This window comes from Lacrimispora sp., from assembly GCF_047605665.1.
GTDB lineage: Bacteria > Bacillota > Clostridia > Lachnospirales > Lachnospiraceae > Lacrimispora.
Window position 1 is genome coordinate 108,994 of sequence record NZ_JASGFH010000007.1, and the last position, 23,864, is coordinate 132,857.

At 42.0% G+C, this 23,864-nt stretch carries 20 protein-coding genes; 14 read left to right on the forward strand and 6 right to left on the reverse strand.

Annotated elements, in window-relative coordinates; translation table 11 throughout:
* The first annotated feature begins 237 nt into the window (after positions 1-237).
* Positions 238-438, forward strand: a complete 201-nt coding sequence (locus QM657_RS07675) for a DUF1858 domain-containing protein (RefSeq protein WP_333648174.1) — start codon at positions 238-240, stop codon at positions 436-438.
* A 64-nt stretch (positions 439-502) separates the two neighbouring features.
* Here the strand turns inward: QM657_RS07675 and QM657_RS07680 are convergent, their stop codons facing one another.
* Positions 503-1,828 carry an alpha-glucosidase/alpha-galactosidase gene (locus QM657_RS07680; RefSeq protein ID WP_415066015.1) on the reverse strand — a complete coding sequence of 442 codons (1,326 nt, stop codon included), beginning with the start codon at positions 1,826-1,828 and terminating at the stop codon, positions 503-505.
* Between the two features lie 118 nt (positions 1,829-1,946).
* Here QM657_RS07680 and QM657_RS07685 point away from each other — a divergent pair, with 118 nt between their 5' ends.
* Together QM657_RS07685 and QM657_RS07690 are read left to right on the forward strand one after the other, a co-directional pair.
* Positions 1,947-2,747: an AraC family transcriptional regulator gene (locus QM657_RS07685; protein ID WP_415066016.1), complete on the forward strand. Its 801-nt coding sequence runs from the start codon at positions 1,947-1,949 to the stop codon at positions 2,745-2,747.
* A 96-nt stretch (positions 2,748-2,843) separates the two neighbouring features.
* On the forward strand, positions 2,844-3,731 hold the full coding sequence (locus QM657_RS07690) for an alpha/beta hydrolase fold domain-containing protein (protein ID WP_415066017.1): 888 nt from the start codon (positions 2,844-2,846) through the stop codon (positions 3,729-3,731).
* Between the two features lie 66 nt (positions 3,732-3,797).
* Here the strand turns inward: QM657_RS07690 and QM657_RS07695 are convergent, their stop codons facing one another.
* Positions 3,798-4,517, reverse strand: coding sequence for an adaptor protein MecA (locus tag QM657_RS07695; RefSeq protein WP_415066018.1), 720 nt, complete (start codon positions 4,515-4,517; stop codon positions 3,798-3,800).
* A 350-nt stretch (positions 4,518-4,867) separates the two neighbouring features.
* Positions 4,868-7,003: a glucose PTS transporter subunit IIA gene (locus tag QM657_RS07700; RefSeq protein WP_415066019.1), complete on the reverse strand. Its 2,136-nt coding sequence runs from the start codon at positions 7,001-7,003 to the stop codon at positions 4,868-4,870.
* 268 nt (positions 7,004-7,271) lie between these two features.
* Here QM657_RS07700 and QM657_RS07705 point away from each other — a divergent pair, with 268 nt between their 5' ends.
* From QM657_RS07705 to QM657_RS07740, 8 genes are all read left to right on the forward strand, one after another.
* Positions 7,272-8,171, forward strand: a complete 900-nt coding sequence (locus tag QM657_RS07705; protein WP_415066020.1) for an NTP transferase domain-containing protein — start codon at positions 7,272-7,274, stop codon at positions 8,169-8,171.
* Between the two features lie 102 nt (positions 8,172-8,273).
* On the forward strand, positions 8,274-8,642 hold the full coding sequence (locus QM657_RS07710; RefSeq protein ID WP_415066021.1) for a VOC family protein: 369 nt from the start codon (positions 8,274-8,276) through the stop codon (positions 8,640-8,642).
* 36 nt (positions 8,643-8,678) lie between these two features.
* Positions 8,679-9,725 (forward strand): [FeFe] hydrogenase H-cluster radical SAM maturase HydE, encoded by a 1,047-nt coding sequence (hydE, locus tag QM657_RS07715; protein WP_415066022.1) that lies wholly within the window; start codon positions 8,679-8,681, stop codon positions 9,723-9,725.
* Between the two features lie 37 nt (positions 9,726-9,762).
* Positions 9,763-10,920 carry a GGDEF domain-containing protein gene (locus QM657_RS07720; RefSeq protein WP_415066023.1) on the forward strand — a complete coding sequence of 386 codons (1,158 nt, stop codon included), beginning with the start codon at positions 9,763-9,765 and terminating at the stop codon, positions 10,918-10,920.
* Positions 10,921-11,033: 113 nt separating this feature from the next.
* A complete protein-coding gene (locus tag QM657_RS07725; RefSeq protein WP_415066024.1) occupies positions 11,034-12,083 on the forward strand; it encodes a DNA adenine methylase in 1,050 nt (349 codons plus the stop codon).
* Complete coding sequence (locus tag QM657_RS07730; RefSeq protein ID WP_415066025.1) at positions 12,074-12,922, forward strand: Dam family site-specific DNA-(adenine-N6)-methyltransferase; 849 nt, start codon at positions 12,074-12,076, stop codon at positions 12,920-12,922. The genes QM657_RS07725 and QM657_RS07730 overlap by 10 nt, the downstream gene beginning before the upstream one ends.
* Positions 12,923-13,806: 884 nt before the next feature.
* Positions 13,807-14,994, forward strand: coding sequence for a peptidoglycan-binding protein (locus QM657_RS07735; protein ID WP_415066026.1), 1,188 nt, complete (start codon positions 13,807-13,809; stop codon positions 14,992-14,994).
* 344 nt (positions 14,995-15,338) lie between these two features.
* Positions 15,339-17,654 carry a glycoside hydrolase domain-containing protein gene (locus QM657_RS07740; protein ID WP_415066027.1) on the forward strand — a complete coding sequence of 772 codons (2,316 nt, stop codon included), beginning with the start codon at positions 15,339-15,341 and terminating at the stop codon, positions 17,652-17,654.
* A gap of 37 nt (positions 17,655-17,691) precedes the next feature.
* Here QM657_RS07740 and QM657_RS07745 read toward each other — a convergent pair whose 3' ends face one another.
* The gene (locus QM657_RS07745) at positions 17,692-18,234 is read right to left on the reverse strand and encodes a hypothetical protein (protein WP_415066028.1); all 543 of its coding nucleotides are present in this window, start codon (positions 18,232-18,234) and stop codon (positions 17,692-17,694) included.
* Positions 18,235-19,184: 950 nt separating this feature from the next.
* Between QM657_RS07745 and QM657_RS07750 the strand changes: the two genes are divergently transcribed.
* Together QM657_RS07750 and QM657_RS07755 are read left to right on the forward strand one after the other, a co-directional pair.
* A complete protein-coding gene (locus tag QM657_RS07750; protein ID WP_415066029.1) occupies positions 19,185-19,694 on the forward strand; it encodes a hypothetical protein in 510 nt (169 codons plus the stop codon).
* Positions 19,695-19,936: 242 nt separating this feature from the next.
* Positions 19,937-20,269 (forward strand): hypothetical protein, encoded by a 333-nt coding sequence (locus tag QM657_RS07755; protein ID WP_415066031.1) that lies wholly within the window; start codon positions 19,937-19,939, stop codon positions 20,267-20,269.
* A gap of 417 nt (positions 20,270-20,686) precedes the next feature.
* On the opposite strand, the gene QM657_RS07760 is transcribed toward QM657_RS07755, so the two are convergent.
* Entirely contained in the window at positions 20,687-21,799 is a 1,113-nt protein-coding gene (locus QM657_RS07760) for a hypothetical protein (RefSeq protein WP_415066032.1), read from the reverse strand.
* A gap of 421 nt (positions 21,800-22,220) precedes the next feature.
* Between QM657_RS07760 and QM657_RS07765 the strand changes: the two genes are divergently transcribed.
* On the forward strand, positions 22,221-22,454 hold the full coding sequence (locus tag QM657_RS07765) for a BhlA/UviB family holin-like peptide (RefSeq protein ID WP_415066033.1): 234 nt from the start codon (positions 22,221-22,223) through the stop codon (positions 22,452-22,454).
* Positions 22,455-22,492: 38 nt separating this feature from the next.
* Here QM657_RS07765 and QM657_RS07770 read toward each other — a convergent pair whose 3' ends face one another.
* Positions 22,493-23,017: a sigma-70 family RNA polymerase sigma factor gene (locus QM657_RS07770; RefSeq protein ID WP_415066034.1), complete on the reverse strand. Its 525-nt coding sequence runs from the start codon at positions 23,015-23,017 to the stop codon at positions 22,493-22,495.
* Between the last annotated feature and the right edge of the window lie 847 nt (positions 23,018-23,864).

The window sequence follows — 23,864 nt, forward strand, 5'->3', positions numbered from 1 at the left end:
TCATACGTCCCTTGTATGAATGTATTATATATGAATACTGTATACAATGTCAACAACTTTAATTGATAAATTTTCATTAATAGTCTTTAAAAGAAATGTGGAATTTAGCTCTTGATAATTGAGGGGGAAAGTATTATATTAGAAGAGAGTCTGGTTTGTCCCCGGATGATCGGACTTGTGATCTGGAAACAGATTATATCAGAGATGGTATATACAATTTTTAAGGAGGAATGCAAAATGCAGATTAATAAAGATATGGTAATCGGTCAGTTACTGGGACTTGATGAAAATATTGCCCCGATCTTAATGCGTGCCGGAATGCACTGCCTTGGCTGCCCGTCTTCTCAGGCAGAGTCTTTAGAGGAAGCATGTCAGGTTCATGGAATTGATTGTGATGTTCTGGTATCCCAGATTAATGAAATTCTGGCTGTGAGATAACATCAATTATGAGAGGCAGGTCTTGTGGACCTGCCTCTTTTTTTTATCCTTTGATTTCCAAGTCTTAAGAACGGTACATCTTCATGTAATCTCCATGAGCTTCAATCAGTTCATCAACCATGCTTCTGATATCCTTAATGTTGAGTTCTGCAGCAGTATGTGGATCCATCATGGCTGCCTGGTAAATTTTGTTGATATCTCTGTCACGGGCCGCTTCTATGGTGAGAAGCTGAGGATTGATATTAGTCACGTTCATGGCAGCCAATTGGGTAGGAATCCGGCCTACATGGCAGGGAGTGATTCCGCTTCCGTCCACCAGACAGGGAACCTCCACGCAGGCTTCGGCAGGAAGGTTGTCGATCAGCCCCTGATTCAGCACATTTGCACCGATTTTATAAGGCTTGTTGGTGATAATGGCTTCCATGATATAAGAAGCGTATTCGTGGGAACGGGTGTGGGTGATCTTGCCATCATTTAAAATGGAGTTCTTTTCCTCCTCCCACTGGCTGATCTGCCTGATGCAGCGGCGGGGGTATTCGTCCAAGGGAATCTGGAACTCTTCGATCATTTCCGGATACCTGGATTTTATGAAAAATGGGTTGTATTCTGCATTGTGTTCGCTGGATTCCGTACAATAATAGCCCAAATGCTGGATGTATTCAAAGCGCACCATGTCCTTGTGCTTTTCCGTCCGGTTCTTTTCAAATGCTTTCTGGCGGATGGCGGGATAAAGGTCATTTCCCTCTTTGTCATAAAGATTTAAAAGCCAGGCCATGTGATTGATTCCTGCGATCAGTTCGGTCCTTCCCTCCAGCTTATCCTCCATATCCAGGGCCTTTAATAATTTCTCAGAGCAGACCTGAACGCTGTGGCATAAGCCGACGGTCTTAACCTTGGTGTAACGCTGCATGTAGCCGGTCAGTATGGACATTGGATTGGTATAATTGAGGAAATAAGCATTCGGGCACACCTCTTCCATATCCCTTGCAAAGTCCTCCATAACAGGGATGGTGCGCAGTCCCCTCATAATTCCTCCGATTCCAAGGGTGTCTGCAATGGTCTGCTTTAAGCCGTACTTTTTCGGTATTTCAAAGTCTGTAATAGTGCAGGGATCGTAGCCGCCCACCTGAATGGCATTTACCACAAAAGAAGCCCCTTTTAACGCTTCCTTCCGGTTTTCCACGCCTAAGAACGTCTTGATGACAGAACGTCCCTGATTCACGTTTTTGTTGATTGCGTTTAAAATGATTTCTGAATCCTCAAGCCGTCCGGGATCGATGTCATAAAGGGCGATCTCCGCATCCTGAAGTGCTGGGGTGCACATGCAGTCTCCCAGAACATTTCTGGCAAATATGGTGCTTCCGGCCCCTAAAAAAGTGATTTTTACCATGGTACTTCCTCCTCGTTCCTGTTGTGGTACTGATGAGAATATTGTATAATTACAGGGTGGAAAAAGATAGGAAAATTGTTTCATAAAATTGTCGTTTTGTTGCACGGAGGGTGAAGAGATGAATCAGGGAAACAGAGGCATAATCATTTATAACTGCGGCCACCAGCAGTGCGCGGCCGGACACTTTTTTGGACCGGGAATCCGGGAGCACTATCTGATGCATGTGGTGTTTAAGGGAAAGGGAATTTACCAGACCGGGGGAGAGGAATATGCGCTGAGGGCGGGAGATGCATTCTTAATTAAGCCTCAGGAGGTTACGTATTACAGGGCTGATGAAAAAGACCCGTGGGAGTATGCCTGGGTGGCTTTTGCAGGAAGTGAGGCGGAGAGGCTTATTTCGGAATACCGCCAGGAGGAAAAGGGGTATATCTACCGCTTCGAAAGGGACGAGGGCTGGCGCTCTCCCATGCTGCTTTTGGTGGATTCCTTTCAGAACGGAAGGCACAACATGGATGAAATGACAGGCTACTTCTACCTTTTATTTTCTCACTTTCCCAAGGACTGGAGGGAAATGGACTATGAACAGCGCTATCTGTCGGGGGCGGAAGGCTATATTCATCACAATTACAGCTACCCCATACAGATTCACGACGTAGCCAGACACGTGGGAATCGACAGGACCTACCTCTATAAGCTGTTTGTAAAATACAAGGGGATGTCCCCCAAGCACTACCTGACCGCTTACCGGGTCACGGAGTCAAAGCGGCTCTTGGAGCACACGGGCCTTACCATCACGGAAATCGGCCTCTCCTGCGGCTTTCATGATGCTTCCGTGTTCTGTAAAAGCTTTCTGCTGTCAGAGGGAGAATCGCCCCTTCAATACCGGAAGCGGATAAAAGAGAAGAGGGGACGGCAGTAAAAAGTGGTTGAGCAAGCCCACTCAGTGTGATATGCTGGTAACCTGGAAGAAATGTGCCGGAAAAGAAGGAATTCAGGGAAAGGAGAGATGACCTTCATGAGTTTAAAATCAGAGATGACCAGGATTTTTGCAGCTATGGGCAAAAGGGAGAAGAAAATGGCCCTTGCGCTGGAACAGCCGGTCCGGGGGAGCGGGGAATTGGCTCAGGACCGGTTTTCCAAGAAGGTGCGGGTAAAGTCCTGGAACATAGATGGCTTCCAGGCAGTGACCATAAACGGAAGCTACGTGAAAAGTGCGCACATCCTCATGCTTCCCGGAGGCGCCTATACCCTGGAGCCGGCAAAGCGTTACAGGGAGCTGGGAGAGCATTTTGCCATAAAAGAACAGGTGAGAGTGTCCATACTCCAGTGCCCGCTGGCACCGGAATACACAGCCATGGCTGTTCACCAATATTTGATCAACGCATACCTGCGTTTAAAGGAAGAGTATCCTGAAGATAAAATTTTTCTGCTGGGAGATTTTTCCGGAGGCGGTCTGGCCCTTTCATTTTTACAGGAATTAAGGGACAGGGGCTTACCCATGCCGGAGCGCACTGCCGTTATTTCGCCCTGGCTTGACTTAGGACTTGACAATCCCAAGATAAAAATAGCAAAAAAATCAGACCCCATCCTTCCGGTGGAAGCCTTAAAGGAGGCGGGGACCCGCTACCGGGGCGCCTTGGAGCCGGATGATCCCCTGGTTTCTCCCCTTTACGGGGACTGGAACCATCTGGGGCAGATTCTGGTGCTGTCCGGAACAGAGGAGATCATGACACCTGACTGTGAGCTTTTGGCGGAAAAGGCCAAAGCATTAAAAGAAACGAAACTCCTTTATAAAAAAGGTGCAAAGATGATCCATGACTGGATATTGATTCCCTGTAAGGAAACCGACGCAACTCTGGAACTGATTGCCATGTTTTTCCTGGAGGAAGCTTTGGGCTTTTAATGTTTAAGGGAATGCAAAAAATGAGGTTCGCCCGGAAAAGGGCTGAACCTCATTTTGATGTCTGGTTTAAAGTTTTGCTAAGGACTGGAGGGCATGATCCTTGATCAGCACCTCATAATGCTCCATGAAGTAAGCTTCAGAAGCGTAATCCTGATGGACCTTGGAGCCGTATTCCGCAAGCAGGTTGCAGATGCGGCTGAAATCCTGGGATTTTTCAGGAGTGTTACGGACCACTAAATAATACTGTCTGGAGTCCGGCTTTTTGTATAATGTATTTTCTCCATCGTAGACCTGTCCGATGGTTCTGGCAGCATCAGAGATCTGATCCAGATTGTCAAAGCAGTAGATTCTTATGGCCGAGGAGCCTGACGGTTCCTTAGTCTGTTTCTCTTCCGATTCATCTTTTTTATCGATTCCCAGCAGGCTTAACAGCCCGTCGGCACCTTCTAAAAGCTCGCTGGCTAAATCACTTGATATAGAGTCTAAGTCTCCCTCCGAAGACGGTGAAAACTTTGCAAAACGGGTATCTAATTCTTCCGGGTCTTCAATTTTTGTGATGACCAGCATCACACTTTCGTTAGATAAGGGAATTGCTTCTACCATGAGAGGAATATCTTCTGCTTCAAACCCCACCTCATTGGAGGCTTTCTGAATCATTTCGCGGAACAGGCTGCGTGCTTTTTCACTGCCGTAGGCAAGCTCGCCTAAGTTGAGGTTCCGGAGACTTAGATCAAAGCTGGTAAGCGTACAGCGGATCTGGTTTTCGTTGATACGTTCTATCTTCATAGGATCACTTCCTGTTCTTTAAAAATTGTGAGTAAATATTTACATACTTCCTCAACATAACTATACTATATAATATAGCAAAAAGGCAATTACTATGTGAAAAAGTTTATATAAATTTAAGGTTTGTATGTAAAAAAAGGGAAGCCCCGGCATTGACAAGGGAATCCCTTTTTAAATTGAAAAATAATGCTAAAATAAGTCCCGGACCGGGAATAAAAAGAGCACCGAAGAAACTGGGGAAAACGGTGCCCTTAAGAAGAGTTTAATTTAAGTATACCGTATAATCAAAGTTATGTAAAGTGGAATAAGTAATTTTATACTGAAATAAAGACCGCCGGCAAACAGCCCTGTTATTTCACCAGTTTTAATATTTCATCGCCTTCCTTTGCAGGACCGTGAGACAGAGCCTTAACTTCCTGATAAGAAGAGGTGTTGGTGATGATCACAGGGGTCACTACGGGGTATCCTTCCTCCCTGATCTTATCCATATCAAACTCCACAAGAAGGTCACCCGGCTGAACGTGATCTCCTACATTGACGTGAGTGGTATAATGTTTTCCGCCGAGCTGAACCGTATCCAGACCAATGTGAATCATGACCTCTGCTCCGCTGTCTGAGGTGATGGCAATGGCGTGCTTTGTGTCAAATACGACGGTAACTGTCCCGCTTACAGGAGCTACGGCACGTCCGGTGGAAGGCTCGATGGCGATTCCATTTCCCAGCATTCCTGAGGAGAATACGCCGTCATTGACCGCCTCCAAGGAGATGACATTGCCCTCTATGGGAGAGGTGATGATGTCTGCCTGTTCTTTGTCCTGGGCAGGTGCTTCTTTTTGGACCGGGGCCGGCTCCGGAGCGGGAGCAGGTGCACTGCCGCTGTCTCCGGTTCCTCCCTGGGCCAGGTAATCCTCCAGGTCAGACTTGATCACAGTGACTCTGGGGCCGTATATAACCTGGATTCCGTTTCCTTTTTTAATCACACCGGCTGCGCCGCTCTGCTTTAATAAATCCTCTCTGACCTTGTCCGCATCGTGAACCGTGATGCGCAGTCTGGTGGCACAGCAGTCCACGTCGCTGATGTTGCCGCTTCCGCCCAGGCCGCCTGTGATGAGGGCAGAGGTTTCGTCATTTCCCGAACCTGCTTCCGCCTTTTTATCGCCCTTTGATGCATTTATATCCGCTCTCGTGTAAAGCTTTGCTTCCTGATCGTCGTCCTCGCGTCCCGGTGTCTTAAGACCCATCTTTACAATGAGGAAGCTGAAAAGGAAGTAATAAACCACGAAGTAAGCAATTCCTACAAAAACAATGTTGATCCAGTTCGTCTTGGCATTTCCCTGTAAAATACCGAATAAAAACATATCGATAAATCCGCCTGAGAAGGTCATGCCCACGCCTACATTAAAAATATGCATCAGCATGTAAGCTGCCCCTGCAAAGATACAGTGGATGACGTAAAGAAGGGGAGCTACAAAGAGAAACGTGAATTCCAGGGGCTCTGTAATACCGGTCAGCATGGAGGTGAGCGCGGCTGACAAAAGAAGACCGCCCACCTGTTTTCTCTTTTCCGGTTTTGCAGTTCTATACATGGCAAGTGCGGCTCCCGGAAGGCCGAATATCATCAGAGGGAATTTGCCGGACATAAATCTGGTCGCTTCCACACTGAAATGGGTGATGCCCTTTGTTCCCAGCTCTGCGAAGAAAATATTCTGGGCGCCTTCCACCATACGGCCGCCCACTTCTGCAGTTCCGCCAAGGGCAGTCTGCCAGAAGGGAAGGTAGAATACGTGATGAAGCCCAAAAGGAATCAGGGCTCTTTCCATAAGGCCGTAGAGCATGGTTCCGGCATATCCGGAGCCTCTCACCAGGGCGCCCACTGCAAAGATACCCTGCTGGATCACAGGCCAGACGAAGTACATCAGAATGCCCACCAGCACATATACCACGGAAGAAATAATGGGTACAAACCTCGTTCCGCCGAAAAAGGACAGAACCTGAGGCAGTTGTATTTTATAAAAACGGTTATGCAATGCCGCTACGCCAAGGCCTACCAGAATACCGCCGAACACGCCCATCTGCAGGGAGTTGATTCCCAGAACAGAGGCTGTGGAGCCTGCCAGCATCTGATCGGAACCGCCGTTTATATCGATCATGGCCCCAATGGAAGCATGCATGATGAAAAAGGCGATTGCGCCTGCCAGTGCGGCTACCTCTTTTTCCTTTTTTGCCATTCCGATTGCCACACCCATGGCAAATATCAAAGGAAGGTTTCCGAATACAATATCTCCGGCTGCCTTTAATACGGTGAGAAAAGCATAAAGAAAGGTTCCCGGTCCCATAACTCCGATCAGGTTGTAGGTTTCCAGCATGGTTTCATTTGTAAAGGAGCCTCCAAAGCCCAGAAACAATCCTGCTACAGGCAGGATGGCAATAGGCAGCATAAACGATCTGCCTACACGTTGCAAAACACCAAAAATTTTGTCTTTCATACTACAATTCCTCCATCTTTATAAGATTATAGAACTTTTGCCAAAAGCAGTTCCCCCCTGCTGCGGCTGGGTGAGAATACTGTTTCTTCCCCATGGAATAAGTATAACATGTTATGGGGACGTGTCAATAAAGGCGGGGAGTTACAGAGAAAAAGTTGTTATATTTTTTATGTGTACGGATTTGCCTGAAAGCCTCATCAGAAACGGTTGACTTTTACAGGGAAATTCTATACTATCTAACTAAATAAAAAGAAGGGATGAAATACACATGGTTGCTGCTTTGATTATTGCCTCAGGAAAAACAAAGGACAGGGCTGATTTTGAACCGCTGAGGGAAGTGGGAACCATTCCCGCCATACACCGCATCATCCGGGTGTTCCAGCGGGCCGGAATCGAAAGGATTGCGGTGGTCTGCAATGACAGTGAAAAGCCCGGTTCCCATATGAATGTGGTTTATCTGCCTGGAAAGGAAGGGGGCCAGATGCTCGACAATGTGAAGATCGGGCTTTCTTATTTGCAGGATAAGTGCACGGCGGCCATGGTCACCCATGTGGCGGTGCCCCTGTTTTCCGTGGAAACGGTCCGCGCTCTGATGTTTGCCAGTGACGGCCCTGTCTACGTCCCTTTTTACAGAGGAAGGACAGGCCATCCCCTGCTTTTAAGAGCAGATTACTTTGGGGAAATCTTATCCTATGAAGGGGAAGACGGCCTTGCCGGGGCAGTGAGGGCGTCCGGGCTTCAGCGCCGTTTTATCGAGGTGGAGGATGAGGGCGTCCTTGCCAATATAGAGGATAAGGATAGCTGCGACCATCTGCTGTCTGAGCACAGCCTCAGAAAATCCAGCCCTGAGATCAAGATTCAGATCGTCAGGGAAAAGCCCTTTTATGGTCCGGGAGCACAGCTTCTACTACAACTGACGGAGGAGACCGGTTCTCTTTTGGAGGCCTGCCGCCGTATGGGCATATCCTACAGCAAGGGAAGAAAAATCATAGCGGTTATGGAGCAGCAGCTTGGAGAGCCCGTTATTGAAAGCCGTCAGGGAGGAAAGGACGGCGGATACTCTGTTGTAACGGAGGAGGGGCGGCAGTTGATGGAGCGTTACACAGCTTTTTGCCTGGAAGCAAAGCAGTGCATTCACGATTTGTTTGAAAAGTATTTTACCCTGTAGGCAGAAGAATTGCCGGTTTGCTAAAAAAGGTGTATAATAATCATTACATCCAAATTGAGAAAGTATATAGATGAAAATAATAATATGACAGGAGAAAATCTGATGAAATTTTGCTGGAGCACATTGAGGGTAACCGATTTAGAGAGATCAATTAAGTTTTATGAGGAAATCATAGGCCTTTCCGTGGCAAGGAGATTTCCGGCAGGTCCCGGTGTTGAAATCGCATTTTTAGGCGATGGAGAGACCCAGATCGAGCTCATATGCATCGGAGCGGAAAAGAGCGTCCATGCAGGAGACGACATTAGCTGGGGCTTTGAAGTGGACTCCTTAGATGCAGTTCTGTCCTTAGTAAAGGAAAAGGGAATTGCCGTAGCGGGAGAGCCGGTACAGCCAAATCCAAGCGTGAGGTACTTCTTTATCAAGGACCCGGACGGCATGAAGATTCAGATCGTTGAGAATCTGGCGAAGTGAGGTCAGGAATTTGACCCGTAAAAGGAGTGGTAAACCATGAAAAACCTGATTGATAAACTGTACCAGGAACAGACCCTGGAAAAGGACGAATTTATTTACCTGCTGGAACACTTCGATAAGGAAACCAGCGAATATCTGTTTTCCCTGGCAAGGTCCTTGAGCGGGAAATATTTCGGAAATGAGGTCTACACCAGAGGCCTGATCGAATTCACCAATTACTGCAAAAATGACTGCTACTACTGCGGAATAAGAAAAAGCAATAGAAATGTGGACCGCTACCGTTTAACAAAAGAAGAAATTCTCTCCTGCTGCGAGACAGGCCATGAGCTGGGCTTTCGGACCTTTGTGCTCCAGGGCGGAGAGGATGGCGCATTTACGGATGAAGTGGTTGTGGACATTGTAAAGAGCATAAGAGAAGGCTATCCCGACTGCGCCATCACCCTTTCCTTTGGGGAAAAGACGTATGACCAGTATTTAAAATATTACGAAGCAGGGGCAAACCGCTATCTGCTCCGCCATGAGACGGCTGACGACGCCCACTACAGGGCTCTTCACCCGGATTCCTTATCCCTGGAAAACAGGAAGGAATGCCTGAGAAACTTAAAGAAGATTGGATATCAGGTGGGGACCGGATTTATGGTGGGTTCTCCTTACCAGACCACGGAATGTCTTGCAGAGGACCTTTTATTTATTAAGGAGCTGTCCCCCCAGATGGTGGGCATAGGGCCTTTTATTCCCCACAAGGACACGCCTTTTGGAAACTTTCCGGCAGGCAGCATGGACTTGACCCTTTTTCTCATCGGCATATTAAGGCTCATGATTCCCAACGGGCTTCTGCCCTCCACCACAGCCCTTGGAACCATTGATCCCAAAGGCAGGGAAGCGGGGATTCTGGCAGGGGCAAACGTCCTGATGCCCAATTTATCCCCTATCGGAGTGAGGAAAAAGTACGAGCTGTATGACAACAAGATATGTACGGGAGAAGAGGCGGCGGAGTGCAATGTCTGTCTGAGAAACCGGGTTGCTTCTGTAGGCTATGAGATTGTGGAAAAGCGGGGAGATTTTATCGGATTCGAAGAATGATATGAATGATACCATTACGATGAGGAAAAGATGAAGTATGTTAACGGCATTTAATGGAATGGGAGAAGAGGGGCATCCGGCTGACAGACATGCAGCCGATATCCAGGAAGAATACAGGAAAATTGACAGGGACTGGCTTTTGCTTCATTATAAAATATCAATCGGGCTGGTGATGTTAGCCCTTGCGGCAGAATGCGCCATGAGCCTGATCTTTGTCAATTCCGAATTACTCAGAACCACCTTAGACCGGTATGTTTTAAAGTATATTATGGTGCCGGGCACCTTGAATTTCCTGTGCATTGCGGTTGATACGGCGGTAATGAGGTCTAAAACTTTATCACAAAATTACAAGATTTACACCATTTCCCTTATGCTGGTGGCTGTCTGCTTTATCCTGTTCTCTGTTCACAGTACGTTTACATCGACCTATTATATCTTCACCATGGCTATCTTGCTGACCACGATTTATTCCAGTTACCGGGTGACCAGCATCACGGCGTTCATGTGTGTGGCGGCCATCATTTTTTCAGAGCTGTTTGTAAAATGGGACCGGGATAAGGTCAGTATTTTTGACAGCACCTTAAGGCTCGGAGACTTTATCATTTCACTCATCATCCTGCTGGCTATCTCCGTAGCCAGTATGGTGGTGATCCGGTATGTGAAGAAGAAAAATGAAGCCAGCATACAGATGGAGATGGAACGGTTTGAACTGAGGCAGAGGCTGAAAGTCGACGAGCTGACGGGGATTTTCAACCGGAAAGCCCTTCATGAGGCTTTAAAGGACATTGAGGATGACAAGAGCAACCGGTACATATTGGCTATTGCGGACTTGGACAAGTTTAAAGCCATCAATGATAACTGGGGTCATCAGATGGGAGACCTCTGCTTAAAGAGCTTTGCAGGGCTTTTAAGGGAGAATTCCAAATCTTATATTCCCTACCGGTACGGAGGCGATGAATTCTGCCTTCTGTTTTGCAATGCAGAGCTGGAGGAGGCCATAGCGGTCTGTGAAAAGCTCAGCAGAGAGCTTTTAAAGCTTTGCCCGGAGGAGAAGATCTGCGTAAAGATGACGGCCAGCTTTGGCCTGGCTTTTTACAACGGCCGCATTGATCCGGTGCGCCTTTTTACCCATGCCGATCAGGCCCTGTATCAGGCAAAGGAAAGCCGCAATGCCATACGGGTCTATCAGAATTAATCCTTTCCTTGTGTTTTTTCCGCTTTTCCATTATAATCATATGAGGCATAATTTTGAAGTTCGGTGAGCTAAGGCCCATCGAACTTCCTTAGATAAATGGGAGCAAGAAAAGAATGAGATTTATTGGAAGCAAGACATTGCTGCTGGACCAGATTAAATATGTAGTGGATGAAAAGGCACCGGATGCCCAGAGCTTTTGTGATATATTTTCCGGAACCGCTGCGGTAGCCAGGTATTTTAAACAGTGGTATCAGGTCTATTCCAATGACCTGCTTTATTTTTCCTACGTGCTGCAAAGGGCTACGGTTGAAAATGACAGTGTGCCGGAATTTGCCCGCCTGCGGGAGGAAACCGGAATTCAGGACCCCATAGATCACTTTAACGGAAGGGAAAAGAAGGAACTGGAGGAACTGCCAAAGGAGCGGCGCTTTTTCCAGAACACCTATGCGCCCACCGGGGGCCGCATGTATTTAAATGACGACAACGCCCTGCGGATTGACTTCGCCAGATGTACGGTAGAGGACTGGAAAAAGGCCGGATTGTTAAATGAGGACGAGTATTATTACCTGACAGCCTGTATTGTGGAGGGGATTCCGTTTGTGTCCAACACCTCCGGCACCTACGGGGCTTTTCATAAAAAGTGGGAGAGGCGAAGCTATAAGCGTTACGAGCTGTTCCGCCTGTCCGTACCCCACAACGGAAAGCAAAATCACTGCTTCAATGAAAACGGAACCGGGCTTTTAAAGCGGATTCAGGGAGATGTTCTCTACATAGACCCCCCTTACAATGCCCGCCAGTACCTTTCCAATTACCACGTCCTTGAAACAGCCGCCCGGTACGATTATCCGGAGGTAAAAGGCGTGACAGGCCAAAGGCCGGATGAGGGGCAGAAATCGGATTTCTGCATGAAGCACAAGGCGGTTCCCGCATTTGAAGAGCTGCTTGAAAATGCCCGGTTTCAGCATATCATCTTAAGCTACAGCACCGACGGACTCATGTCTTTAGAGGAGATCGAGGCGGCCATGAAAAAATACGGAAAGCCGGAAACTTTTCATATATACGAAATCCCTTACCGCAGGTACAAGAGCCGGAAGGTGAAAGAAACAGAGCGGTTAAAGGAGCTGCTGTTTTATATAGAAAAGCAGGTGCCGCCATGTACATAAAGAGTCCCTTAAACTACACGGGGGGAAAATACAAGCTTCTGGAGCCCATTTTCAAGGCATTTCCTGAGAATATCCGCACCTTTGTGGATGTCTTTGCTGGGGGCTTTAATGTGGGAATCAATGTGGAAGCGGAGAAAATCATCTGCAATGACCAGATCACTTATGTCATTGAGATGTTTCAGATGTTTGGGCAGTCGGATATGGAAACCCTTCTGGAGCGGATTAAGGGCCTGATCAAGCAGTATGAGCTGACCCAGCAGAACAAGGAAGGCTATTATGCCCTCCGGTCCCATTATAACCGGACCAAGGACTTAACAGAGCTGTTTGTGCTGGCCTGCTATGCATTTAACCATCAGATACGTTTTAATAACAGCCATGAGTTTAATTCCCCTTTCGGGAGAAACAGAAGCTCCTTTAATGGAAATATCGAAAAAAACCTGACCGAATTCTGCCGGGCTCTTCATGAGAAAAATATTGAGTTTTCAAATGAGGACTTCACCGTGCTGGACTTTACCGGCCTTGGGGCAGAGGACCTGGTTTACTGCGACCCTCCTTATCTGATTTCCACGGGAAATTATAACGATGGAAACAGGGGGTTTAAGGACTGGAAGGAAAGGGAAGAGCAGCAGCTTTTAGAGCTTCTGGACAGGCTGGATGAACGGGGAATCCGGTTTGCCTTATCCAATGTGTTGTACCACAAGGGCCTGTCAAATGAGCTTTTGATCGACTGGAGTAAGCGGTATCAGGTTCATTACATCGATAAGACGTATTCTAACTGTAATTATCAGTTTAAGGAGAGGGATGCGGTTACGGTTGAGGTGCTCATAACCAATTACTAATACTTAATGAAAAAAAGGGGCAGCCGGATAATGTGAGTTTTTAACTCAAATGCTCATAAATAAAAACATCCCAGTATAAAGTATGCTTTATAAGCATCTAACACTTTATTCTGGGATTTTTCTATTGGTTTGTTTTACCTATGTCTTTATTTTAGCACGACCAAAATAAAGGCTTCTCCTTAATAAAGCTCCCTTTTTCTAAGGAATTTCCTGCTCTGTTTTTCTTGGTATTTTTTCAATACATAACACATAAATTTCGCTTTTAGGCACATAAATTGCTCATTTTCCGTATTTCCTGAATTTCTTTTCCTAACTTTAACCTTTAAAATACTACAATTGCTTTAACACTGTTACTGCTTTATGATATTCTTTTTATTATACTTCTTTTATACATCTCAAATTTTGATATGTACTTATGCCCTTTAAAAGTTATATTAATATTAAATTACAAAAAACAGGAGAAGTACAGAATAAATATTGAGTAGAAGTAATTATTTTGAAAAATATACTTGGTATTCACCGGCAGTAAAGGTATCAGAATTTTTCGATAATGTATTTAATGAATATGAAGTTGCTAATCTCCAATTGCTAGTAGATCTGTTATCTGAGCTGGAATGATACTGATTTGCAAACGCATCATGGCAGGCTCCGATTTAGTTGTTGGATGCTGACTCATATGCATATCTGACATTGATTAATCAACCCCTTTAAATGTATTGATTATTAGTGCCGTAGGTAGAGATTATGCAGGTAAAATGCAAAGAAAACAGGATTGGCTAGTTGCTGATCCTGTTTTTTATAATTCAGTTTACAATTCCGCTGTTTTTAACTTTTTAGTTGGTTGTATGTGCATTTAAAAGATCTAACTGATAAGGAGAAAGTTTATGTTAATAAAAAAAGGAGATTCAGGTAACAATGTAAAATTTTTACAGCAGGGATTGCGTCTAGTTTGTATCAATTCTTGCAGTATGGATGGCATATATGGAAACCAAACAGAGCGTGCAGTTATAAGATTTCAAAATAAAAATGGAATAACGACTACAGGAATCGTTGATGACCTTACTTGGAATGTGTTATGTGAACAGATTATTCCATTACAGCGAGGATTAAAAAACGCAGGGTACAACATTGGCACAATTGATGGCATTGTGGGAGCAAAGACATATAACGGTATATTAGACTTTCAAAGCAGCCATGGATTAACTGCAGATGGTATGGCAGGGACAGGAACTTTAAAGTTGCTCTTCCCTGATAACAATGACACTACACCATATGTATTATCAAGAGGCGCTAAGGGCGAAAATGTTAAAGAAGCACAGTTGAGATTAATTGCTTTAGGGTATTCCTGCGGTGTAGCTGGTGCAGATGGCATTTTTGGAAATGGAACATACGACTCTGTATGGGATTTTCAGAGAGTTAATGGATTGCCTGTTGACGGAATAGCGGGACCCAATACTCTTGCCTTGTTATATTCTTCAACTCCCAAAAGATATGAAGTAGAAATTCCTGCACCCTCAGTGATTTCAGAGACAAATAATATTGTGAAAAGCATTAATGATGAGGCCTTTTTAGATAACTTTGTAAGTATCGCCTTAAATGAAAACGGAATTGTAGAAAAATATGATAATCTTACAAAGTACGGGGATTGGTACGGAATGGACGGGGAGCCTTGGTGTGCCATGTTCGTATCCTGGTGTGCTCATCAAGCCGGCCTGTTAGCTACTGCAAACAATGCGAATGGTATCATCCCCAAATATGCTGCAGTTTCTACAGGTTTGCATTGGTATAAGCGAAAATCACGCTTTGGTGCTAAAGGCAGCTATCTGCCAAGATATGGAGATATCTTATTCTTAAAAAATGATGCTTCTCACACTGCAATTACGGTTGGTTATGATGAAAGAACTAATAAAATTTATACAATTGAAGGAAACCTCTCCAACAAGGTGTGTAAAGTATGGAGATATGCAGATGATTCCCGAATTACAGGTTATGGCGTTAACGGCAGCAATTCACCAGGCTATATCCTGGAGGATGCAATTCCTGATACTAAAGGAGATATTAATACTCGTTAAAAATGACCTCGTAAATGTGTGGATGGTATTTACCTAAATTAGTATTAACAGGGAGATAATGTAACGCAATCAACGTTTCAAGCTAAGAACTTTATAAAGTATAAAGATAACGCCTCGCAAATACAAATTAATTGTGAAGCGTTATTTATATTATAGTCAGTGAATAACATAGATTTTTTTTCGTCATTCTGCAGCACTATATAAAAAAATTAATACCATGCATATAATGTCTTTTTTCTATATTTCTTGAAATTATTAATAATGAAGTTTACATTTTCCTAAAATTCTCCTTTTTACATTTATGTAAGCGCCTACAAAATAAATCCAAAAAGGAGAACAAAAAAATGGCAGATGAAATGGTAAGAAATGTGCAAATTTGGCTTAATCAAACGTACACTCCAGATCTGATCGGAAACATAGATCCCGATGGTATAACTGGAAACACGACTGTACGTGCATTAACCACAGCGTTACAGATTGAATTATCGGCGTATCCGATTGACGGAGTATTTGGAAAAGATACTTTAGATAAATTAGTCGTCCTATCCGATAACACACCAGAAAACACCTACAATAACCTGGAGCATGTTATTTATATTTTACAAGGAGCATTATATTGTAAGGGATATAATCCTTCAGGCTTGGATGGGGTTTATGGAGATGGATTAAAAAATGCTATTAAAAAATTCAAAACAGATGCTGGTTTGGCAAATCCTGGCGGCAGTACAGAACCTAAAATATTTAAAGCTTTGCTTAATATGGACGGCTTTGTGTTATCTTCTAAGGGTGATTCCAATATCCGTATTATCCAGCAAAATCTTAATAAAGATTATTACAGTTATATGGATTTAATACCAACTAACGGTATCAAAGACAGGAAAATGAGCAAAGCGTTAATTTTGGCTTTACAAGTTGAAGAACATAAAACAATACCCTCAGTTTCTATCGATGGAATTTGGGGAAATAATACCTTTAATAATTGTCCGTTATTAAGACGTTACGGAACGGTTACTAACAAACAGTTTGTATACATTTTGCAATATGCTTTGTATTTCAACGGATATGATCCTAACGGCTTCGATGGAGGTTTCGGCGGAGGCGTGGAATCAGCAGTTAAAAAATTTCAGGCATATGTCGGATTACCTTCTGATGGTGTTGTAGGAAAGCAGACCTGGGCTTCGTTAATGATTAGTTATGGTGACAAGAACCGGGTAGGCAAAGCCTGTGATACAGCACATGTAATTGCAAGTGCTGCAGAAGTGGCTGCAATAAAAGCAGAGGGTAAAGAAACGGTTGGCCGTTATATTTCCGGAACCTCTAAGAAACTCCGGCCAGAAGAACTGGACCTATTATTAAGTTCAGGATTAAAAGTATTTCCTATTTATCAGGAAAGTAATAACGCGTTGGATTGCTTTTCATACAAGCAGGGGCAGGATCAGGCATTTAATGCTTTAAAAAATGCTTTATCATACGGTTTTTTAGAAGATACTATTATTTATTTCCCAGTAGATTTTGATGCTTCTGAAAGTCAGTTAAACAAGGAAGTCATGGATTTTTTTAGAGGAATTAATTATCATTTTTCCAATCAGAATAAAAATCCTTTGCATTATCAGGTAGGAATTTATGGACCTCGTCAGATTTGCCAGAAAATAAGTGAGGAAAATCTTGCTGTGAGGAGCTTTGTAAGTGATATGTCCTCCGGGTTCAGTGGAAATATTGGCCATCCCCTTCCTGAGAACTGGAACTATGATCAAATCCGTGAATATTCCATAACCGCATCGGATGGAACTACATTTCCAATTGATAATATTGTGACAAGAGCTGGATCAGATATGGGAGAAAGCAGTGTTAATAATGACCTTCTTTCTAACATAGACTTACTTACCTTAGACTTTACGATATTATCGGATGAAGATTATCGACTGGTAGTCGCTCTATCCCGTATGTTTTTAACATATTTAAGAGAAGAAAATTATGCAATATGCGATATACTTTACGGAGAAATGAGGGCTACTAGAAGGAAAAGCAAGTATAAAGATAAATATCCAGGTATTTACTCAGATGAAACAGGACTTTTTGAAAGCGATTATGTTTATCAAACTTCTGCCCAGGAACGTTCTCGATTTGCATATACAGTTATGGACAATGTCCGATACACCAGGGAAATTATCATTCAATTAAAACAAAGTGACGCAGCAATTGCCATGTTTGCCGGCTTTCTCCCAATTGTAGGAACCGCTCTTGGGCCAATTACAACTTATCTGTTTGAACGCCAGCAAAGCGAGGATGAACAAAAAACCTCTTTGGATTTTCTTGAGGGTGTCACACAGGATTACTTTGTAGATCAAGCTGTTGAAGCCTTAGAAGGAACTCCTATATATGCGAAATATGCTCCTGTTTTAAAATATCTATATGTATTATATGGTATAGCTGACATTATTTCAATGTGGGCCGATGAGGACGTATTCTATTATACTGTAAACGCTGGAGGTGTCTCTGAAGGTGCAGAAAAATTTAAAATTGTTCCCGAAAATTTTTATGTACGGTTAAACATTTTATATGATGATCCAGTAACAATGCAGGCTACATTAATTGAAAATATTATTTATGCTGATAGCGATCAGCCATCTGTATTTTGGAGGCAGAAATCTATTGTCTAAATGCAATAGGGAGGCCATATTCTGGCCTCCCTTAAATCTAACCAATCATATACAAAAAAAACAAGAAAATTCCAAGTATAATGCTAGAAATTGATATTTTTCTAATAACAGGATATTCACTTTCAGAAGGAATAAGAAATTGACTTTTCCATAATCCACGAATAGTATAAAACATATCAGGATAAAAATAAATTGCAAATCCATATGCCAAAAGCATCATTCCTATGAATCCCAACACCCCTTCACGCTTAGGCTGTGAATCGAGAATTCTGACCAATTCTTCCGGATCAACATATTTTTCTTTCGCATCTTGATACTCTTCTTCATCAAAACCAGTAAACCTCTCCAAATATGAATCATAGGTAAATCTATACCCCTCTGGATAATATAAGCTAATCCTTGAGTCATAAATCTCGTATGAATATGTTGTTTCTCCATCTCTAAATTCGTTATATTCTGTATCGAGAATAATGGATTTATTATCATTTATTTCATATTTGTGCCTTGAACAGCCTGTTAGTAACAACAGCAAACTCAACATTGAAATAACTTGTACTAAATATATCTTTTTACAGCGCATAGCATATGTACCTCCTTTAGATATATGCAGACTAAATGCTATCTAATTATATTTCATCGGGAATGAAAAACTATCAATTTATTTCATACAAATCTTACTAGCTGCCAAGCACTATACAGTTTTTATATATAGAATAAATGATATCAAATTAGAATGCAACAAAAAAGCTGTTTTAACCGTAAACACAAAATTTTAGGCTGGAGCTAAGCAGACGTTCCAGCCTAGAGATTTCCATTTTATTCCAGCGGATAATTCAGGTACTTATAATGATTCGGGTTATGAGTCTTAGCCATTTTGCTTATCATTCAGACAAGCATACTGGCATCAGACTGAGTATCACTAAAGATGCGGTTTTCCCTAGTTATGGGACGAATGAAATTCTCAAGGTTATTGCTGAGACTAAACCGCCTATAGCAGATTTTGCGCCGGAGGCACTTTATCTAGTGATTAATGCAGTGTTCTGTATACTGCTGATAGTCAGACATACCTCTGGTGTGGTATTCCATGATCAACTAGTACTGTCTTTCTATAGGGCTTCAGGCAGCTGGCATTTATAAATCACTTCTAGAATTTATAGTGAATGCTTATATATCGCAACGATAATGGAGTGAAATACTCACATTGCCACTAAACAATTATACATAAAATCAGTGTGATGCACAGTCCACCTTAAATATTAGCGCTTACTCTGTATCGAAAAAACTATCTATGGTGCAGTTACTTCCATTCACATATTGCAGAAGATAACAATTTTTATTTATATAGTTTACACTTTTTATTTTTGCTCCTTATTAACTAATGAGAATAAACGAAAGGCGGTGATGACCAATTGGGTATGAATCAAATAAAAAAAGTTTTATCTAATTATCGGAAAAGAGCACCTTGTTTACTAAGATTTATTTAAATAGTATCGCAACATCAAAATCAAAAATGAAAAAGGAGAGATAAATATGGGTTATCATGCAATAAATGAAGGGTCAAATATTCCAGTATACTGGGCATCCGATTGTCCTAGTGACGGAAAAATAGGAACACTGTACAATGGTGAAGTTTTTACTCTCGTCCGAGAGCACATGGGGTATTTCGGCCACTACGAAATCAGATTCCTTAAAAACAATGGTTCATATGAATTAGGCTTCATCAATAGTGGACAGTATGGAAACCTGGCTTATTCTGGACAGAGTGTAACGGAATCCGCCTTGGGCAGTGCCTGCTACCGCTTTAAGCTCAGAAAAAATATGAATGTGGTATCTTCAAGCGGAAGTCATCACACAACATTAAGCACCGGAGATTACGTATACACACGTGGGGCAACTTGTGGTGAAAGTAATCCCGCGAACATGCACATTATCGGATATAAAAAAGGAAGTGCCGGCGTGACCAGTTATACAGGATTCTTAACGCTCAATTATGCCGGTGGATCGATGTTTTCCAAGAATTTCTGCCTCTACAAAGCGTAACCAATCGTAGGACATTCTGCTTTTTTAGGCAGCAATGAAATCAATCATATGCCTTCTTTCCAATCAAATATTATACAGCTGGGAAGAAGGCGCTTTAACAACCTGTAATCAGTGATGTGATCAATATGAATTTAAAGGTTTTAGAAGTTCAGGAATGGTATAATCAAACATACATAAGGATTCCCAGATATGTTTATATTGAAGAGGATGAAATTACAGGGGCATGAACTTTCAAAGCCTTAGTGCATGCCCTTCAATACGAATTAGGACTAACAGCAGATGGAGTATTTGGCAATGGAACAAGGAACAGTTGTGCCACTATTGGTGCTGATACAACTTCTGAAAATTTAATAAAAATTCTGCAATGTGGCTTTTATTGTAAAGGGTATGCTTGTGGAAGAATTAATGGCGATTACGGTTTACTTACAATAAGTGCAGATCATTTCTTCAAGTCAGATTTCGGTTTTCCAAATAAAGATGAAAATATGCAGCCGGTTTTTATTCGTGCTTTATTAAATTCTGATGCCTTTAAAACGGTTAAAAAGGGAAAGACCTATATTCGGGAAGCGCAGTAATATTGGAATGCCAATTACGTAAGAAAAACAAATTTAATAGGACTAATTGCCTGTAACGGCATCAGATGGCACTAAGTTTGCTGTAGATAAAAATGTTTCTTCTGGAAAAGACAACGGTTTTGCATAAGGGGGGAACTATGTGCGGTGAAAATTTCAGAGACTGTACCAGACATTCCATGATGCTCCAGGAAGATAGATATTATGAATGCATCACTTGCGGATATCAGGTAATGCCTCCTTTCCTTCAGGATGAAGAGGTCCCTTTTGCTGCTGGTTATCTGACAATACGCGCTTTAACAGCCCTTTATTCCATTTCTTTGGGGCATGACAGATATAGGAACATGTCATGCACGGTTTGACTAAAAATAAGAGGCCTACTTTTGCATATCTGTCAAAAATTTTAATCACGATTTTCCTTTACTTTTTATCTGTAGATTTAATTCCAACCTCTAAAAATTCCGCAGAAAAATTAAATGTATATCCGGATTTATCTTCCTGGTCGGAAGCAAGGATATCTCCATAAAGATTCACTGTTTTTTCTTCCGTCCCCAAGTTAATACCGCATGCATATAATTCTCCGTCCTCTTTTCTGATAAAAGTAGTATAGGAATACCGGACGTCATCATACGGATCAAAATCTGGCAGATCATCGCTCGGTATCCGGTTTTGCTTTGAATTCAGCATATCCAGCCATACCATATCTACCTCGCTGCATACCATTTGTGCCTCTCTTAGGTAGTCTCTCTCAGAACGGATCCCGCATTGCCCCCACACATTATTTCCCCAGGTCCATAAATTATTATTCTGATCAATAGCCGCCGCCATATCCGCCCCACAGACTGTGTATTTTGCATTCTCAACCATTAAAAGGGGAGTCTCACTATACATTTGATCCAGCTTATCAGTACCTGTGGTACTATTGAATCTCCCCCACCACCATACGTTATTATCCTCTGTTAAAACAGAAATACTTTCTCTGCCTGCAGAAGCAAATAACACGTTTTCCATTAGCAGGACAGGCTCTGCAGTAATATTCAGATGATAGTTCCCTTCCTCACTCTCTTTTAGGGGAAGGCGCAATACTCCCAGTCTGTTGGACCCCATGCCATACAGCTTATGGTCTTCCGTTAAAAATATCATAAAATATCCATTTTCAGAGGCATCCACATGGATTACATTTTCAGCAATCATAACGGGCGTGGAATAGATGGCAGCAAGTTCATTTCGATCCTCCTCTTTTGGTATGCCTAATTGCCAGTATTCATTTTGCCCGGTTCCCCACAGAACGTTCTCATGATCTATATAAAAATGGTTTCCTATGTTGAATCGATCTGTAATATATCTACTCTCTATGTTTGCGAACTCTTTTACCGCCTCGTCAAGGCTGCCTGCATAATATTTTGTTGGTTCCGAAGGGGTACTTACCTCCAGAGTTTCCAAAGGAACGGTTTCCTGTTGACGCGGCTGGCAAGCTGTATTACCAATGATAAGTAAACTTAGAAATATAAATCCAATTAATTTCCGTTTCATAAAATATTTCCCTTTCTGAGTAAAGATTTTAGGCTAGTGCCCGTGCTGATAAACGATTGTATTAGTCACTTTTATTAAACTATCTATGAAAAAATCCACATTACCCACTCCGGTAGGGTTTTCATTTTACTACACCAACAGTAAAATTGTCTAAGTTAAATAGGCCTTTATATCTGGCTTCACATATAACAAATCTATTACTGCATGTCAATAGCCGGCAAATATTCTTTATATATTCATATGCATATCTTAATAGTTTCTTTTATACATGATGAAAGAACCACGTTGTTTCTATTCAAAAACTTTCAAAAAGTAATATTTCTCTTACTCTTAATAATATACAGGCTTTTTTAATGTCTGTTTCTAAATTCACCTTCCTCTCCTTATTAATATGTGACTAAACACTGAAAGGAGGTTTGAAGTGGAGGAACTGGTAATACAACTTACTCAATCCCAAGGAATTTGGGCCGTTTTATTTGTATTTCTATTACTGTATACAATTAAGAAAAGTGATAAACTTGATGAAATGCAGGATGCCAGAGAGAAAAAGTATCAGGAACTAATATCGGAATTGACCGATAAGATCTCAATTATCAATGTTATGAATGAGAAATTAGCCAACATATGTGCATCACAGAACAGAAATACCGAATAAACACCGACCGCCTTTATGGCGGTCTTTGTTTATTATAATTATGGTATTAATATTCTTTTCTTTATCCGATTGATGTACTGGCGGCTATAACCTAACTTTTTCCCAATTTCATCATCACTATAACCATATAAGATTAAACTAATAATCGAACATTCCAGTTCGTTTTTTCCTTTGAAGAAATTCTCTAAGTCCATTTTACAAATACATTTCTCTATTTCATAGTCTGGACGGGAACCTGATATTTGATTAAGATCCGGGTATATGTTGGATTCTTGCTGTTTTTGGGCATCAATACTGTCATAATATAATTTACAAAATTTATGTTTAACTGCTTTATTTATGTAAGCAATACAGCTATATTCATCATCAGTTCTGGTCATTTTAGTTACCCCTTCATAAAGGGCCAGTGTTAATTCCTGTAAACAATCTTCATATTCCAGATAATACAGTTTACGGGCATATGACTTTATGAGAGGTTGAAAACGATCAACTAACTCTTCAAAATATTGTTCATCTCCAGTTTTCTGATATTGTTTGACAAGCAGCCTGATTGTATTTTCCATTTTGCATACTCCCTTTTTGAATGTAAAAAGGAATAAAATGCAAATTTAGAAACTAAAATCATTAAATATTTTGGCTGTTTCAATATACCCATCCGTTCTTATGAAAAAATAAATCCATACCTATTTTTGAACAGATTTAAAGTGTTACATTAATAACTAAAAATAAACTTATAGTATGACAGAAGAATAATTACGTTTCAAAGTAACTCTGCATTTAAGACTAATTTATGCTTGAGCCTCCCTTCTTTTTCGTAGTGCCTATTATGGGCCACATAAAGCATTTTCAGCATGCTTTCTTTGGGTAGAAGTATCGCTTTGCCGGCGTTTTATCTTTATTGCAACTAATGCTAACAAACGAAGCAACCACTCTCCCCCCAAGGATATAGATGCCATTTTTTAACTGTAATCTGTTATATTCTCAAAATTATACGATTAGAAAACTTCCCAGTTATCCCGGTATAGCAGCCCTTTTCAACGGGAGCAGTCTAAAAACTATATCATTTCGGACACGTTTAACAGTATTATGGGAAAGCCACAAACCGGAACCAGTAGTTTTTACCGCAGACTGCCAGTCTAATCATTACCCCCACAGCCATGAATACACACATAAATAGTCTTCTCAGTGAAAAAGTTCATCCGACTATACAGAGCAAACTTGATTGAAATAATCATGATCTATATTAATTTAATCGTGTTTCCAGATGTGTAACATAGGCTTGGGTTTTCTTAGAATACAGTTTTTAAATATGCATTGAAATTATCCCTCTTTTTTGTAGTTCATAAGTTATACGTTTCTTATGAAGCTAACATAACAAAATGGTATTTATTTACAGAAAATTAAGAAATA

What these genes read in the sequence shown, in the direction of transcription:
- QM657_RS07745 (WP_415066028.1), bottom strand. Translation starts at nt 18,234, where the DNA reads ATGCGCTGTAAAAAGATATATTTAGTACAAGTTATTTCAATGTTGAGT.
- QM657_RS07705 (WP_415066020.1), top strand. Translation starts at nt 7,272, where the DNA reads ATGGTTGCTGCTTTGATTATTGCCTCAGGAAAAACAAAGGACAGGGCT.
- QM657_RS07770 (WP_415066034.1), bottom strand. Translation starts at nt 23,017, where the DNA reads ATGGAAAATACAATCAGGCTGCTTGTCAAACAATATCAGAAAACTGGA.
- QM657_RS07750 (WP_415066029.1), top strand. Translation starts at nt 19,185, where the DNA reads ATGGGTTATCATGCAATAAATGAAGGGTCAAATATTCCAGTATACTGG.
- hydE (WP_415066022.1), top strand. Translation starts at nt 8,679, where the DNA reads ATGAAAAACCTGATTGATAAACTGTACCAGGAACAGACCCTGGAAAAG.
- QM657_RS07685 (WP_415066016.1), top strand. Translation starts at nt 1,947, where the DNA reads ATGAATCAGGGAAACAGAGGCATAATCATTTATAACTGCGGCCACCAG.
- QM657_RS07675 (WP_333648174.1), top strand. Translation starts at nt 238, where the DNA reads ATGCAGATTAATAAAGATATGGTAATCGGTCAGTTACTGGGACTTGAT.
- QM657_RS07710 (WP_415066021.1), top strand. Translation starts at nt 8,274, where the DNA reads ATGAAATTTTGCTGGAGCACATTGAGGGTAACCGATTTAGAGAGATCA.
- QM657_RS07760 (WP_415066032.1), bottom strand. Translation starts at nt 21,799, where the DNA reads ATGAAACGGAAATTAATTGGATTTATATTTCTAAGTTTACTTATCATT.
- QM657_RS07735 (WP_415066026.1), top strand. Translation starts at nt 13,807, where the DNA reads ATGTTAATAAAAAAAGGAGATTCAGGTAACAATGTAAAATTTTTACAG.
- QM657_RS07695 (WP_415066018.1), bottom strand. Translation starts at nt 4,517, where the DNA reads ATGAAGATAGAACGTATCAACGAAAACCAGATCCGCTGTACGCTTACC.
- QM657_RS07730 (WP_415066025.1), top strand. Translation starts at nt 12,074, where the DNA reads ATGTACATAAAGAGTCCCTTAAACTACACGGGGGGAAAATACAAGCTT.
- QM657_RS07740 (WP_415066027.1), top strand. Translation starts at nt 15,339, where the DNA reads ATGGCAGATGAAATGGTAAGAAATGTGCAAATTTGGCTTAATCAAACG.
- QM657_RS07680 (WP_415066015.1), bottom strand. Translation starts at nt 1,828, where the DNA reads ATGGTAAAAATCACTTTTTTAGGGGCCGGAAGCACCATATTTGCCAGA.
- QM657_RS07720 (WP_415066023.1), top strand. Translation starts at nt 9,763, where the DNA reads ATGTTAACGGCATTTAATGGAATGGGAGAAGAGGGGCATCCGGCTGAC.
- QM657_RS07690 (WP_415066017.1), top strand. Translation starts at nt 2,844, where the DNA reads ATGAGTTTAAAATCAGAGATGACCAGGATTTTTGCAGCTATGGGCAAA.
- QM657_RS07725 (WP_415066024.1), top strand. Translation starts at nt 11,034, where the DNA reads ATGAGATTTATTGGAAGCAAGACATTGCTGCTGGACCAGATTAAATAT.
- QM657_RS07700 (WP_415066019.1), bottom strand. Translation starts at nt 7,003, where the DNA reads ATGAAAGACAAAATTTTTGGTGTTTTGCAACGTGTAGGCAGATCGTTT.